Source organism: Streptomyces sp. NPDC055140 (assembly GCF_053607285.1).
In genome coordinates, this window is record NZ_JBSGTG010000008.1 from 107,557 (window position 1) to 121,233 (window position 13,677).

Genomic DNA, 13,677 nt, shown 5'->3' on the forward strand with positions numbered 1-13,677 from the left:
CTGATGGTGTCGCCGGGCGCTGCGGCATGTTCGTACCCGCACTCTGTGCCTACTCGTGGTGCCTTACCCGCTTGACTCAGTGGGTGTGCCGGGCCCGGGCAGCTGGCTCGACCGGATGTCACGGAAGGGGTCCGGTCAAGGCGTCGCGCCCGGCACTGGTGTTGGCCATACCCACCTCGGTCGAGCACACAAACCTGAACGGAAGCGATGTCTGACGAAACGCGGCCCTCGCGCACCGCGGCCGTGATTCCGGCCGCCGGCCGGGGCGTACGCCTCGGCCCTGGCGCCCCCAAAGCACTCCGCGCGCTCAACGGCACCCCGATGCTCATCCACGCCGTCCGGGCGATGGCCGCCTCGCGGTCCGTCTCCCTCGTCGTCGTGGTCGCCCCGCCCGACGAGGCGTCCGCCGCCGAGGTGAAGACCCTCCTCGCCGACCACGCGCTGCCCGAGCGGACCGACTTCGTCGTCGTCCCCGGCGGCGAGACCCGCCAGGAGTCCGTGAAGCTCGGCCTCGACGCCCTGCCGCCCGGCATCGACGTCGTCCTCGTCCACGACGCGGCCCGCCCCCTGGTGCCCGTCGACACGGTCGACGGCGTCATCGAAGCCGTACGCGAAGGGGCCCCCGCCGTCGTTCCCGCGCTGCCCCTCGCCGACACCGTCAAGCAGGTCGAGGCCCGCACCGACGGCGGCCCCGAACTCGTCGTAGCGACGCCCGAGCGGGCCCGGCTGCGTGCCGTGCAGACCCCACAGGGCTTCGACCGCGCGACGCTCGTGCGCGCCCACGAGACTGTCACCGACAACGTGACGGACGACGCCAGCATGGTCGAGCAGCTCGGCGAACCGGTCGTCGTCGTGCCCGGGCACGAGGAGGCCTTCAAGGTGACCCGCCCCCTCGACCTCCTGCTCGCCGAAGCCGTACTCGCCCGCAGGAGGGCCAACGATGGGTTCTGAGCTGCCGGTCATGCCCCTCGTCGGCATCGGAACCGACATCCACGCCTTCGAAGAGGGCCGCGAGCTGTGGTGCGCCGGCCTGAAGTGGGAGGGCGAGGGCCCCGGTCTCGCCGGGCACTCCGACGCCGATGTCGTCGCGCACGCCGCGTGCAACGCGCTGTTCTCCGCCGCCGGGCTCGGTGACCTCGGCGCCCACTTCGGCACCGGCCGCCCCGAGTGGTCCGGCGCGTCCGGGCTCACCCTGCTGACCGAGGCCGCCCGCATCGTGCGCGAGGCGGGCTTCACCATCGGCAACGTCGCCGTACAGGTCATCGGTCCCCGGCCGAAGATCGGGAAGCGGCGCGAGGAGGCGCAGAAGGTGTTGTCGGACGCCGCCGGCGCCCCCGTCTCCGTCTCCGGCGCCACCACCGACGGCCTGGGCTTCCCCGGCCGCGGCGACGGCCTCGCGGCGATCGCCACGGCACTGGTCGTCAGGACGGGCTGAAATACCGCTCCGGGGGCGGATGTTGGCGCAGTATCGGGTACTCGTACAGGCATCCCCCTCAAGGAGTGAGGCTCCATGTCCGCCCAGCTGTCCGACGAGCTCAAGGCGTTGCTCGACACCCCCGTCTTCATCACCGTCGCCACCATCCAGCCCGACGGGAGCCCGCAGGTGTCGCCTGTCTGGGTGAAGCGGGACGGGGACGACGTGCTGTTCTCCACGACCGTCGACCGGCGCAAGGAGAAGAACCTGCGCCGCGACCCCCGCGTCACCGTCGTCGTGCAGCCCACCGACAACCCCTACGCGTACGCCGAGATCCGCGGCACCGCCGACCTCACCACCGAGGGCGGCCAGGAGCTCATCGACGAGCTGTCGCTCAAGTACACGGGCAAGCAGTACGCCGACTTCAACCCCCGCTCCGCCGACGACGCCGAGCGCGTCGTCGTGCGCATCACACCCCGCAAGGTCGTCGGCCGGATCTGAACTGCGGCCTGGCACACGCGCCTGACACACGTCACAACGTCACGGTTGCGCCCCGTGTCCCCAAGGGGTCGCGGGGCACTGCCTCGGGCCCACTACCCTGGAGGCGTGACTATTCGCCTGCACGACACCAGCGCCCGGAAGATCCGTGACTTCGTCCCGCTGACGCCGGGTTGTGTCTCGATCTACCTCTGTGGCGCGACCGTGCAGGCCGCTCCGCACATCGGGCACATCCGGTCCGGCCTCAACTTCGACATCATGCGCCGCTGGTTCACGTACCGCGGCTACGAAGTGACGTTCGTGCGGAACGTCACCGACATCGACGACAAGATCATCAAGAAGGCCGCCGAACAGGGCAGGCCCTGGTGGTCGATCGGGTACGAGAACGAGCGCGCGTTCAACGACGGCTACACCGCCCTCGGCTGCCTGCCGCCCACCTACGAGCCGCGCGCCACCGGTCATGTCACCGAGATGGTCGAGATGATGCGCGGCCTCATCGAGCGCGGCCACGCCTACGAGGCGGACGGGAACGTCTACTTCGACGTGCGTTCCTTCCCCGGCTACCTGGAGCTGTCGAACCAGGACCTCGACGACCTGCGCCAGCCGTCCGGCGACGGCGAGACCGGCAAGCGCGACCCGCGCGACTTCGCCATGTGGAAGGCCGTCAAGCCCGGGGAGCCCAGTTGGGAGACCCCGTGGGGCCGCGGCCGGCCCGGCTGGCACCTGGAGTGCTCGGCGATGGCCCACAAGTACCTGGGTACCGCCTTCGACATCCACGGCGGCGGCATCGACCTGATCTTCCCGCACCACGAGAACGAGATCGCCCAGGCCAAGGCCTTCGGCGACGAGTTCGCCAAGTACTGGGTGCACAACTCGTGGGTCACCATGAGCGGCGAGAAGATGTCGAAGTCCCTGGGCAACTCGGTCCTCGTGTCCGAGATGGTCAAGGACTGGCGTCCGATCGTGCTGCGCTACTACCTCGGCACCCCGCACTACCGCTCGACCATCGAGTACAGCGAGGAGGCCCTGCGCGACGCCGAGTCCGCGTTCGCGCGGATCGAGGGCTTCGTGCAGCGCGTCGTCGAGAAGGCCGGGGGCGTCGTCGCCCCCGCCGACGAGGTGCCGCCCGCCTTCGCCGAGGCCATGGACGACGACCTCGGCGTGCCGCAGGCGCTCGCGATCATCCACACCACCGTCCGCCAGGGCAACAGCGCCCTCGCCGCCGACGACAAGGAAGCCGCCGTCGCCCGCCTCGCCGAGGTACGCGCGATGCTCGGCGTCCTCGGTCTGGACCCGCTCGACCCGCACTGGGCCGGCGAGACCGACCGCGGCGAGGACCTGCACGGCGCCGTCGACACCCTCGTACGGCTCGTCCTGGAGCAGCGCGAGTCCGCTCGCGCCCGCAAGGACTGGGCCACCGCCGACGCCATCCGCGACCAGCTCGGCCAGTCCGGGCTCGTCATCGAGGACAGCCCGACCGGGCCGCGCTGGACGCTCGGCCCGCGCTGACGACCTGCGCGAATGTGCCGCTCGGGCCTCCGGGCGGCACACTTCATATACGTACGCACATACGCATCACACAGACAGGTAGATCATGGCCGCGAACAACCGCCGCATGTCCGGCAAGAAGGGCGCGCAGGTCGGCAGTGGCGGCCAGCGACGCCGGGGACTCGAAGGCAAGGGCCCCACGCCGCCCGCCGAGGCGCGCAAGGGACACAAGAAGAACCGCATCGCGGGCGCGAAGGCCAAGCAGGCCACCCGCCGCCCCGCGACGCTGAAGAGCCGTGGCGGCAAGGGCACGTCCGAGATGGTCGTCGGACGCAACTCCGTCGTCGAGGCGCTGCGCGAGGGCGTGCCCGCCTCGATGCTCTACGTCCAGCAGTTCATCGACAACGACGAGCGGGTGCGCGAGGCGCTCCAGCTCGCCGGTGAGCGCGGCGGCATCCACCTGATGGAGGCCCCCCGCCCCGAGCTGGACCGCATGACGAACGGCCTCAACCACCAGGGCCTCGTCCTCCAGGTCCCGCCGTACGAGTACGCGTACCCGGAGGACCTCGCCGCCGCCGCGTACGACCAGGGCCAGGACCCGCTGATCGTCGCGCTGGACGGCGTCACCGACCCGCGCAACCTGGGCGCCGTCGTGCGTTCCGTCTCCGCGTTCGGCGGCCACGGCGTCGTCGTGCCCGAGCGGCGCGCGGCCGGCATGACCGCCGGTGCCTGGAAGACGTCAGCGGGCGCCGCAGCCCGTACGCCCGTCGCCCGCGCCACGAACCTGACGCGCGCTCTCGAGGGCTACAAGAAGGCGGGCATCGCCATCGTCGGTCTCGCGGCCGACGGCGAGCACACCGTCGGTGACCTCGAAGCCCTCGGCGGGCCCGTCGTCATCGTCGTCGGCAGCGAGGGCAAGGGCCTGTCCCGCCTCGTCGGCGAAACCTGTGACTACCGCGTGCGGATCCCGATGCCGGGCGGCACCGAATCCCTCAACGCCGGTGTCGCGGCGGGCGTCGTCCTGTACGAGGCCGCGCGCCGCCGGTCCTGAGCCGGGTGTCCGGGCCGCGATCTTGACGCGGTCCGGACATTTGCACGCGCTCAAGGCAGTGTCCTAAACACACATCACTCGGTTAGATGAGTGTGGACACCAGAACACCCCGCACACCTACGGGGGACCGCTCGCCCGGATTCGGCCCCGGATTCGATTCCGGATTCGACGACGGCCCCGCGCTGAGCATGGTGAAGGTGCCGTGCGATCCCGCGCAGGTCGTCGTCAATCACGCGAGCTTCCGCGTGCAGCTGCCCAGGGCGCAGCAGACGCAGTCCCCCCGCATCGACCGGCACCTGGGCTCGCTGGACCAGACCGCCCGCATCCCCGTCGTCGGCGCGGCCGCCGCGCGCCGCCGCGCCCCGGTCGTCTGGAGCGGCCGGTCCGCGCCCGGCGACCCCGGGGCGACCGGTCTCCTCCAGGCGGCCCGCAGAGCAGGCGAGAGCACGCTGCCCCGGCACGACTTCCAGGGCGGGGAGGGCGGCGGCACCCAGGTCATGCCGCGCATCGACCTCGACAGCGACCTCAGGGACGACGCCACCGGCGAACTGCCCGCGGTCACCGCGCGGGGCACCCGCCTCCTCCCGCAGATGCGCCAGTCCGGCAGCGCCTTCGAAGAGCCGCCGTACGAGGAACCCCCGTACGACGAGGGCGAGTTCGGCGACGACGAGTACGGCGACGAGGACGAGCGGAACGCCTCCCGGCGGCACGGCGCCGACCCGGTGCGGCACGCGTACTACCCCGGCCGCCGGATGAACCTCGGTGTGGTCCTCCTCCCGCTGCGCGTCTTCCTCGGCTTCATCTCCATGTACGCCGGCATGGGCAAGCTCTGCGACCCCGTCTACTTCGACGGCGGCGACCGCGGCTCCATGGTCAAGTGGCTCAACTCGCTGCACCCGTGGGCCCTCGCCGAACCCCTGCGCGACTTCGCCCTCCAGCACCCCGTCGGCGCCGGGCTGTGCATCGCCTTCCTCCAGGTCGTCGTCGGCGTGCTCACCGTGCTCGGCCTCTGGCAGCGCGTCGCGGCCGTCTTCGGCGTACTGCTCTCGGCCGCCCTCATCGTCACCGTCAGCTGGAAGACGGTGCCCGCCTACGACGCGCCCGACATCATCTACCTGGCCGCCTGGTCCCCGCTGATCATCGCGGGCGCGCCCGTCTACTCCATCGACGGACGCCTCGCGGGCGGCGCCTGGCGCCGGCTCGGCCCGCGCGCCGAACTGTGGGAGCTGCGGCGGTACGTGCTGCGCCGCGGCACCGTCGTGACGACCGTCGTCGTCGGCCTGACCCTGCTCATCGGCTCGCTGCTCGGCGGCGCCGTGCGCGACGCGGGCCGCGTCACCGCCCCCGGTCCCGGCGAGGCCCCGCGCAACGAACTGCCCGGCTCCCCGCTCCCGTCGGAGCCCGGTCGTAAGCAGCACCGCTCGCAGAGCCCGTCGGCGTCCAACACACCTACGCAGGGCGCCACTTCGGCGAAGCCGTCCGGAGCCGCGAGCTCACCGGGATCCGCCCCGGCGACGGGCACCGCCAGCGGCGCGGGCCAGCCCAGCCAGACGCAGGGCACCGGCCAGGCGCCCCCGCAGTCGGCCCCGCCGGCCCAGCAGCAGCCTCCGGCGTCCAGCAGCGGGCCCACCTCCAGCGGCGGTACGGGCACGAGCGGCGGCACCGGTACCGGTGGTGGCACCGGCGGTTCCGGCGGCGGGGACGAGCCGGGGGGCCTCCTCGGCGGAGTGCTCGGCGGCTGACCACACCCCGTAGAAATCTGAAGGGGCCCGCACACGCTGTGTGTGCGGGCCCCTTCCCGTATCGGGAGCGACGGGCTCAACGCCCCGGCGCGGCCAGCTCCTTGGCGGCCTCGGTGAGGTCCTTCGCCGTGTCGATGGCCCTCCAGTACGCGCCCTGCGGGATCGGGAACCCGGCCAGACGCTTGGCGCGGGCCAGGCGCGGGAACGTGGTGCGCTCGTGGTCACCGCGGTCCGGGAGCAGGCCCGTGAAGTCGGGGGAGAAGACGTAGACGCCCGCGTTGATCAGATACGGGGACGGCGGGGCCTCGACGAAGTCCGTGATGTGGCCGAACGCGTCGGTCTCCACAGCGCCCCACGGGATGCGGGGGCGGGCCAGGGCGAGGGTGGCGGTGGCGTCGCGCTCGGCGTGGAAGTCCGCCATCTCGCGCAGCGAGAACCGGGTCCAGATGTCGCCGTTCGTCGCGTACCAGGGCCGGTCGGGGTGCGGCAGGTGCGCGGCGGCGTACTTGAGGCCGCCGCCACGGCCGAGAGGTTCCTTCTCGACCACCGTGGTGACGTGCAGGGGGAGTTCGGCGCCGTCGAGCCACTCCTGGAGCACCTCGGCGAGATGCCCGCAGGAGACGACCGCGTCCGTCACGCCCTCTTCGGCGAGCCAGGCAAGCTGATGGCCGATGATCGGGGTCCCGGTGCCGGGGATCTCGACCATCGGCTTGGGCCGGTCGTCGGTGTAGGGCCGCAGGCGCGAGCCCTGGCCGCCGGCCAGGACGACGGCCTGTGTGGGGTGGTGCTGGCTGTGCGGCTGCGGGTCCTGGGCCTGGGCGCTCGTCATGCCCGCACTGTACGTCGGCCCCTTCCCGGCCGGCCGTGAGGGCGTCAGCCGCGCGCTCCCGTGGCGACGCCCGTGGCGAACGCGGTGTCGCAGACGGGGCGGGCGAAGGACTGGGCGCGGGAGGGGCCGTAGGCCTGCACGGCGGCGCGGCCCAGGGCGCGGGCGATGGAGACGCAGTGCTTGGCGAGGGACGGCCGCTCGTGCATCTCCTGCTGGAGGTGGGTGAGGGCGATACCGGGGTCCTTGTCCTGGAGCTCGAGCAGCAGCTTGTCGCGCAGGACGTCCTGGGGGGCACGCGACTTGGCGCGCGCCGAGACGTTCTGCGAGGAAGCGGTGAGGATCGAGTCCGCTGAACTGCCGGACCAGTTCACTCGGGTGACCGCGAGTGTGCCGGAGAGCACCAGCATCACCGGCAGGACGAGAGCGAGGGTGCGGCCGACGCGGCGGGCGGGGCCCCGGCCTCGGCGCGGCTTCTGGGTGTAGTTGGCGGAGTGCGTCACGCGAGTGAGCGTAGCGGTCGGTGATGATTTGGCGACATTTAGTCACTCGGTCGAGGGATGGGTAATCCGGTTTTGATTCACGCGTGTTGACGCGCAGGGGTCGAAATGGCGGATGTGCCGGGGTATTTGTCGACAACGCGGCGTGCGCGGTGGGTGGGCGAGCGGCCGGAAAGCGGAGGAGCCCCGCACCGAAGTGCGGGGCTCCACAGCGGAACAGGCAGGGTGTCAGTCGGTGAGGCGCTCACCGGTCGACGAGGAGAAGACGTGGGTCTCGCCCGGACGCGGCACGACGTGGAGCTGGGTGCCCTTCTCGGGGACCCGGCGGCCGTTGACCCGGACGACGAGGTCCTTGGCCTCGCCACCGACCTGCGCGGTGCCGTAGACGTAGCCGTCGGCGCCGAGTTCCTCGACGACGTTCACCGAGACGGCGAGGCCCGCGGGGGCGTCCTCGGTGTCCTTGGAGAGGGACTTCGCGGCCTCGCCGCCGCCCGCCTCGACGATGTCGAAGTGCTCCGGGCGGACGCCGACCGTGACGGTGCGGTCGCCGGCGTCGGCGGCGGCCTTCAGCGCCTCGCGGTTCACCGGCACGACCGAGTTGCCGAACTTCACGCCGCCGTCGGTGATCGGGACCTCGACCAGGTTCATGGCGGGGGAGCCGATGAAGCCGGCGACGAAGAGGTTGGCCGGGCGGTCGTACATGTTGCGCGGCGAGTCGACCTGCTGGAGGAGGCCGTCCTTGAGGACCGCCACGCGGTCGCCCATGGTCATGGCCTCGACCTGGTCGTGCGTGACGTACACGGTGGTGGTGCCGAGGCGGCGCTGGAGCGACGCGATCTGCGTACGGGTCGAGACGCGGAGCTTGGCGTCGAGGTTCGACAGCGGCTCGTCCATGAGGAAGACCTGGGGCTCACGCACGATGGCGCGGCCCATCGCGACGCGCTGGCGCTGACCGCCGGAGAGGGCCTTCGGCTTGCGGTCCAGGTAGTCCGTGAGGTCGAGGATCTTCGCGGCCTCTTCGACCTTCTGGCGGATCTCGGTCTTGTTCACGCCGGCGATCTTGAGGGCGAAGCCCATGTTGTCGGCGACCGACATGTGCGGGTAGAGCGCGTAGTTCTGGAACACCATGGCGATGTCCCGGTCCTTGGGCGGCAGGTGGGTCACGTCGCGGTCGCCGATGCGGATCGCTCCGCCGTTCACGTCCTCGAGACCCGCGAGCATGCGCAGGGAGGTCGACTTGCCGCAGCCGGACGGGCCGACGAGGACGAGGAACTCGCCGTCCTCGATCTCGATGTCAAGGCCGTCGACGGCCGGCTTGGTGGAGCCCGGGTAGATCCGGGTCGCCTTGTCGAACGAAACAGTAGCCATGGCTGTGAAGCCCCCTTCACCGGCAGGAACGTGCCGGACGATCCGAGTAAAGGTGGTGATCCGCTGCGGCTGATGCCGCAGTGGTTTAGTCCACACGGGTGAACTGTTTCTGGACGGTACATGTCGGGTGTCGGGTCTGTCAGTAGTCAAAGCGAAGTGACCTTCGACGAAATATTCGACGGAGTGCCGTCCGTCGTTGGTTACACTGCTCGGGCTGCTGCCTCCTTAGCTCAGTCCGGCCAGAGCAACGCACTTGTAATGCGTAGGTCGTCGGTTCGAATCCGACAGGGGGCTCCACCGGAAACCCCAGCTCAGACACCGTCTGAGCTGGGGTTTTTGCTTTTACTGGATACGGCGGCGACGTCGTGCACGGGCCGCGTGGCGGTCCCCAGTCTCAGTTCTAGTCTCAGTCGCGGGCCTAGCCGTCTGTTCCGGGGCGGGCAGGAAGGCGTCTCCCATGCGGCGCATGGCGTCCTTCGAGAGGTGAGACCTGCCCTTCACGCAGCGCCGTGTCTGGCTGATCTGGGTGTGTCGGAGGATTTCCATGATGGTCGGCATGTCCACGCCCAGCTCGTTCAGGATCGTTCCGGCGGTATGGCGGCTTCCGTCGTAGAGGCGGCGGTCACCGATGCCGGTCTCGGCCAGTAGCTCCTTGAACTCTCCCCAGTCGTCGCGCGGATCGATGGGGCGTCCGTCGGGGTGGGTGAACACGGCCTGGTGCTCCTGCCAGAGTTCGCCGGCCGCCTAAGCATGTGTACGCCGCGCTGGGTCTACCTGAGGCCGGGCTGGCTGTAGCGCGCAAGCGTGTGCGATACATCGACAACCGGCCCTATGCGCTCGCGGACTCCTACTTTCCGCAGGAACTCGTGTCGGGCACCCCGCTGATGGAGCCCCGGGACGTATCGGCACCCGGCGGCGTGCTCGCATCCATCGGCCTCGTTCAAGCGAAGTACCGCGATGAGATCGCCGTACGGATGCCGACCCTCAAGGAAGCCGAGTTGCTGGCGCTGCCGGCGGCGACGCCAGTTGCCGAGCACACCCGGACCGGTTACGACGCGGACGGGAAACCTCTCCGCTGCATGGTCACGATCCTCCCGGGAGACAGGCACAAGATTCTCTATGAAGTCGATGCCGACTGAGTACCTTCGCCCTGCCGCAGCAGAGGACGTCCCCGCGCTCATGGCGCTGAGGACGGAAGCTGAACAGTGGCTGCATGTGAAGGGCACGGACCAGTGGAATGACCGCGAGGCTGGCGCGAGAGCCATCAGCAGCAAGGAGGACGAGTAGTTGGATCATGTAGCTGAAGCTGGCAACGATCATGAACGTGTTCATGCGCAGGTTAATCGGCACAGGAGCCGATGCGGCGACTGCTGCTGACTCCCTCGCACGGACTCTTCTGGAAGCTCGGTTGGAAATGGCCGAGATGATCACCTGCGCGAGGACCACTGCGGAAGCCAAGCCGATCAGTGCTCCCCAGAATGCTTCGTGGTAGGTAGCTGGCATACGGCCGATGATGCAGGAGGCAGGATTTGCCTCGCTGAGCTTCCCGGAGATGCGTTCGTGGACGTTCGGTATGGCGCCTGACCTGCAGCGCGAACCGACTACCGGATGCCCCTGGACCCCTGTGGAACAAGCCCGGACAGTTTGTAATGCGTCCCGGTACTTGCGCGATAGAACTTTCCCTACTTCATCAAGGCCCGCGCACGGCGCGGGCGCGCGCCGCTCGACGGCGCGGCCTGCCTCTGTCTTCGCCCCGGCTGGCCGCGCCAAGCGGCGCGCTACGGGTTGCGGGCAGAAGCGAGGAAGTCACCGCGGGCCAAAGACATGCCTCCGGCGGGGGCGCTCAGACTCCGGGATGGTCGGGGCGCCGTTCGCGTGCCGGCCGGTTCGTGGTGAGCGTTGGGGGCTCCCATCCCGACCACCTTCGACCCAGGCAGAGTCGAGCAGTCGCGGCCCATGGCGTCCAGGCCGTTCGTACAGTGGCGCGCTCCACCTTGACGCCCTGAACCACGCCCGCTCCACGGTGTGTGGGTCGAAGGCGGACGGGATGGGAGCTGGTGAGGGTGGTGGGTGGAGCGAGTCGACCCAGTGCCGACGGGGCGAAGCAACAAGGCCCGAATCAACCAGCAGCGTCGTGATCGCCTCTGGGCCCCTTCACGTCATCGGGCGCGCCGTGCAACCTTCCTCCCACCTCACGAGTCTCCACGCCGTACGTCCTGCCCTCACAGCGCGAAAGGTCCCCGTGCGCCAGAAGAGTCTCCTCGCCGCCCGGACCGGTGGTGCCATGTCCGCCGTCGTCCTCGGTAGCCTGCTCGCCGCCGCCCCGCAGGCGGCAGCCGCCGACGTCACCTGCTCGACCAACGTCTACAAGCGGACGTTCTACAAGAACACCTCGTTCTCCGGCTCCCCGGTGAGGACTGACTGCGACAGCACCATCAGCCAGAGCTGGTCCGGCAGTCCGGTCTCCGGCGTGCCGTCGAACAACTTCGGTGTCCGCTGGTCGGTAACCCGCGACTTCGGCTCCGGCGGCCCCTTCACGTTCACCGCCTCCGCCACCGACGGCGTCCGCGTCTACCTGGACGGCGTCCGCCAGATCGACATGTGGCACGGCACCGGTGACACCGCCCGCTCCACGAGCCTCAACCTCACCGTTTCGTCCGGCAAGCACACCATCCGCGTCGACTACGCGAACTGGTCAGGCGCCGCGAAGGTCGCGTACACGTACACGCCCCGGATTTCGGCCACGTACGACAAGACGAAGCCACTCGCCCCCACCGGCGCGAAGACCGCCTACAACACCACGACCCGCAAGACGACCGTCTCCTGGTCCGCCAACAAGGAGATGGACCTGGCAAGTTACTCCCTCTATCGGCGGTCCGTCGGCTCCAGCACCTGGACGAAGGTCACCACGACCACCGCCCGCAGCCACACCGACCCCCTCGTGAACCCCGACGACCGCACGCCCTACTACTACGAGGTTCGCGCCAAGGACAAGGCGGGCAACACCTCGTCGGGCAGCACGGACACCATCGTCCGTCCCCTGCCCGTCGTCACCTCCCTGACCGGCACCTACGACAAGGCGACCGGCAAGGTCACCCTGAAGTGGCCCCTCAACACCGAGCCGCACTTCGACCACTACACGGTCCTGAGCAACGACAAGGTGGACGGCTACTGGGTCTGGGTCCCGCTCGGCACCACCAAGGGCAACACCTGGACCACCGGCCCCGTCACCGCCGACGGCGAGTGGGGCCACTACCGCGTCCTCGTCACCAACGACGGCGGCACCACCACCTACAACCCGGGCTCGCTCGACGCCACCGCCACCAATGAGCTCTGGCTCGACATCCCCGACGGCATCGCCCCCGCCTACGCCCCCGACCTGACCCTGGGCTCCTGCGCGAGCGGCATCCAGGCGACCGCCACCGACTACGCGCCGGCCCCGATCCGCGACTTCACCGGCTTCGAGATCGAGCGCCGCGAGGCGGGGACGGACACCTGGTCGGTCGTCCTGCACCAGGGTTACGACCCGCGCTTCGCCGCCACGGCCACCGTCTGCGACCCGCTGCCCGCCGACGGGCGCAGCTATGAGTACCGGGCCCGTACCTACGACGCGGCCGGGAACTACTCGCCGTACAGCGAGCTGCGTGCCATGACCGTGCCGGTCGGCTGACGGTCACGGGGAACACGTGACAGGGGGCGGACAGTGATCGATGCCTGGCGACTCATGAATGGCGACGTGGATAACGTGCGCGAAGCGGAAGCGACGGACCCGACGGGTCGGCGGTGGCCTCGCTACAAGTCAGGCGATGACGCAACCGTCGCGTTAGTGGTGACCTCGCGAGCGACAGTCGTCGCTTGCGCTGACATCCATGCGGACTTGGGCCAGTCTCAGTTCTAGTCTCGATTGCTGCTCAATCCGGTGCGGTACGCGCTCGTCCGTAGACGTTCGGTATGGCGCCTGACCTGCAGCGCGAACCGACTACCGGATGCCCCTGGACCCCTGTGGAACAAGCCCGGACAGCTTGTAATGGGTAGGTCGTCTGTTCGAATCTGACAGGGGGCTCCATCGGAAACCCCAGCTCAGACGTCGTCTGAGCTGGGGTTTTGCGTTCAGCGGATGCGGCGGCGGGCGCGAGCGCGGGCCGCGCGGCGGTCCCCAGTCTCAGTGAGAGCACCCGCTTGTTCTGACCGCTTGGACCAAGGGATAGCTTCGAGCAGGACGCGGTGCATCCCAAACCGGTTATGACGGTGGACGGCGCCTACGTCAACGTGCCGAACGTCGGCATGCAGGAGTGGGAGACCGCCTACTGGGGGAGACGCCACTTCGAGCGGCTGCGCGAGATCAAGGCGAAGTACGACCCCTGCAACGTCTTCCAGTACGAGCAGAGCATCCCGCCCGCGTCACGCTGATCGACAGTTCGCGTTTGGAGCTGTTCCGCTGACTCCAAGGCTGACATCAACGGCCCCGAACGACGGCGACACGCAACAACTACGTGTGGCACCAGCACACGAGGCAAGCCCCGCCCAGGTCGCGGGAAGATCGAACTCCTAAAGCGGGTGCCGCAGGTTCGAATCCTGCCGCAGGTACCCGGCGCCGTTGAGGAGGCCACCCGAAGGGGGAAGCGTGCTGATGCGCGCGGCACATGTTCTGACCCGTTGGTTCCGGACACCGAAGCGGTGTCCGGAACCGCTCGTCACGGCATGACCAGGGCTGGCTAGCAGCCGGGCTCCGCGCTGCCCAGTCCCTGGTGTGCATGGGCTGGCGCAGGCCGTCGGGGAGATCGTCAAAG

12 protein-coding genes, 1 tRNA gene and 1 pseudogene are annotated in these 13,677 nt (G+C 69.7%); 10 read left to right on the forward strand and 4 right to left on the reverse strand.

The window, feature by feature from the left end; translation table 11 throughout:
* Positions 1 to 207: 207 nt before the first annotated feature.
* The 6 genes from ispD (at position 208) to ACWFR4_RS17615 (ending at position 6,193) form a co-directional block, all read left to right on the forward strand.
* The gene (gene ispD / locus ACWFR4_RS17590; RefSeq protein WP_453468477.1) at positions 208 to 951 is read left to right on the forward strand and encodes a 2-C-methyl-D-erythritol 4-phosphate cytidylyltransferase; all 744 of its coding nucleotides are present in this window, start codon (positions 208 to 210) and stop codon (positions 949 to 951) included.
* Positions 941 to 1,435 carry a 2-C-methyl-D-erythritol 2,4-cyclodiphosphate synthase gene (gene ispF, locus ACWFR4_RS17595; protein WP_405480223.1) on the forward strand — a complete coding sequence of 165 codons (495 nt, stop codon included), beginning with the start codon at positions 941 to 943 and terminating at the stop codon, positions 1,433 to 1,435. Before ispD ends, ispF begins: the two co-directional genes overlap by 11 nt.
* Before the next feature lie 75 nt (positions 1,436 to 1,510).
* Positions 1,511 to 1,915 (forward strand): PPOX class F420-dependent oxidoreductase, encoded by a 405-nt coding sequence (locus ACWFR4_RS17600; protein WP_227295574.1) that lies wholly within the window; start codon positions 1,511 to 1,513, stop codon positions 1,913 to 1,915.
* Positions 1,916 to 2,020: 105 nt separating this feature from the next.
* Positions 2,021 to 3,421 carry a cysteine--tRNA ligase gene (gene cysS / locus ACWFR4_RS17605; RefSeq protein ID WP_453468476.1) on the forward strand — a complete coding sequence of 467 codons (1,401 nt, stop codon included), beginning with the start codon at positions 2,021 to 2,023 and terminating at the stop codon, positions 3,419 to 3,421.
* Between the two features lie 85 nt (positions 3,422 to 3,506).
* Positions 3,507 to 4,451 carry a 23S rRNA (guanosine(2251)-2'-O)-methyltransferase RlmB gene (rlmB, locus tag ACWFR4_RS17610; RefSeq protein ID WP_453468475.1) on the forward strand — a complete coding sequence of 315 codons (945 nt, stop codon included), beginning with the start codon at positions 3,507 to 3,509 and terminating at the stop codon, positions 4,449 to 4,451.
* Positions 4,452 to 4,543: 92 nt separating this feature from the next.
* Positions 4,544 to 6,193: a DoxX family membrane protein gene (locus tag ACWFR4_RS17615; protein ID WP_453468479.1), complete on the forward strand. Its 1,650-nt coding sequence runs from the start codon at positions 4,544 to 4,546 to the stop codon at positions 6,191 to 6,193.
* Between the two features lie 76 nt (positions 6,194 to 6,269).
* Here the strand turns inward: ACWFR4_RS17615 and ACWFR4_RS17620 are convergent, their stop codons facing one another.
* The 3 genes from ACWFR4_RS17620 to ACWFR4_RS17630 form a co-directional block, all read right to left on the reverse strand.
* The gene (locus ACWFR4_RS17620) at positions 6,270 to 7,022 is read right to left on the reverse strand and encodes a nucleotidyltransferase family protein (RefSeq protein WP_453469402.1); all 753 of its coding nucleotides are present in this window, start codon (positions 7,020 to 7,022) and stop codon (positions 6,270 to 6,272) included.
* Positions 7,023 to 7,066: 44 nt separating this feature from the next.
* Positions 7,067 to 7,522 carry a hypothetical protein gene (locus ACWFR4_RS17625; protein ID WP_453469403.1) on the reverse strand — a complete coding sequence of 152 codons (456 nt, stop codon included), beginning with the start codon at positions 7,520 to 7,522 and terminating at the stop codon, positions 7,067 to 7,069.
* Positions 7,523 to 7,747: 225 nt separating this feature from the next.
* Positions 7,748 to 8,887, reverse strand: a complete 1,140-nt coding sequence (locus ACWFR4_RS17630) for an ABC transporter ATP-binding protein (protein WP_453469404.1) — start codon at positions 8,885 to 8,887, stop codon at positions 7,748 to 7,750.
* Between the two features lie 219 nt (positions 8,888 to 9,106).
* On the opposite strand from ACWFR4_RS17630, the gene ACWFR4_RS17635 reads away from it, so the two are divergent.
* Positions 9,107 to 9,184, forward strand: a tRNA-Thr gene (locus ACWFR4_RS17635).
* A gap of 45 nt (positions 9,185 to 9,229) precedes the next feature.
* Here ACWFR4_RS17635 and ACWFR4_RS17640 read toward each other — a convergent pair.
* Positions 9,230 to 9,631, reverse strand: a pseudogene (locus ACWFR4_RS17640) (tyrosine-type recombinase/integrase); the annotation flags it as partial.
* Positions 9,632 to 9,639: 8 nt separating this feature from the next.
* Here ACWFR4_RS17640 and ACWFR4_RS17645 point away from each other — a divergent pair.
* The 3 genes from ACWFR4_RS17645 to ACWFR4_RS17655 all read left to right on the forward strand — a co-directional run bounded on the left by ACWFR4_RS17645 (position 9,640) and on the right by ACWFR4_RS17655 (position 13,297).
* On the forward strand, positions 9,640 to 10,026 hold the full coding sequence (locus ACWFR4_RS17645) for a UTRA domain-containing protein (protein ID WP_453469564.1): 387 nt from the start codon (positions 9,640 to 9,642) through the stop codon (positions 10,024 to 10,026).
* 1,103 nt (positions 10,027 to 11,129) lie between these two features.
* Entirely contained in the window at positions 11,130 to 12,557 is a 1,428-nt protein-coding gene (locus ACWFR4_RS17650; protein WP_453653168.1) for a PA14 domain-containing protein, read from the forward strand.
* Between the two features lie 572 nt (positions 12,558 to 13,129).
* The gene (locus tag ACWFR4_RS17655) at positions 13,130 to 13,297 is read left to right on the forward strand and encodes a BBE domain-containing protein (RefSeq protein WP_453468792.1); all 168 of its coding nucleotides are present in this window, start codon (positions 13,130 to 13,132) and stop codon (positions 13,295 to 13,297) included.
* Positions 13,298 to 13,677: the final 380 nt, after the last annotated feature.

Coding starts and splice junctions, on each gene's coding strand:
- ACWFR4_RS17630 (WP_453469404.1), bottom strand. CDS start 8,887: ATGGCTACTGTTTCGTTCGACAAGGCGACCCGGATCTACCCGGGCTCC.
- ispD (WP_453468477.1), top strand. CDS start 208: ATGTCTGACGAAACGCGGCCCTCGCGCACCGCGGCCGTGATTCCGGCC.
- ispF (WP_405480223.1), top strand. CDS start 941: ATGGGTTCTGAGCTGCCGGTCATGCCCCTCGTCGGCATCGGAACCGAC.
- ACWFR4_RS17620 (WP_453469402.1), bottom strand. CDS start 7,022: ATGACGAGCGCCCAGGCCCAGGACCCGCAGCCGCACAGCCAGCACCAC.
- ACWFR4_RS17600 (WP_227295574.1), top strand. CDS start 1,511: ATGTCCGCCCAGCTGTCCGACGAGCTCAAGGCGTTGCTCGACACCCCC.
- rlmB (WP_453468475.1), top strand. CDS start 3,507: ATGGCCGCGAACAACCGCCGCATGTCCGGCAAGAAGGGCGCGCAGGTC.
- ACWFR4_RS17655 (WP_453468792.1), top strand. CDS start 13,130: ATGACGGTGGACGGCGCCTACGTCAACGTGCCGAACGTCGGCATGCAG.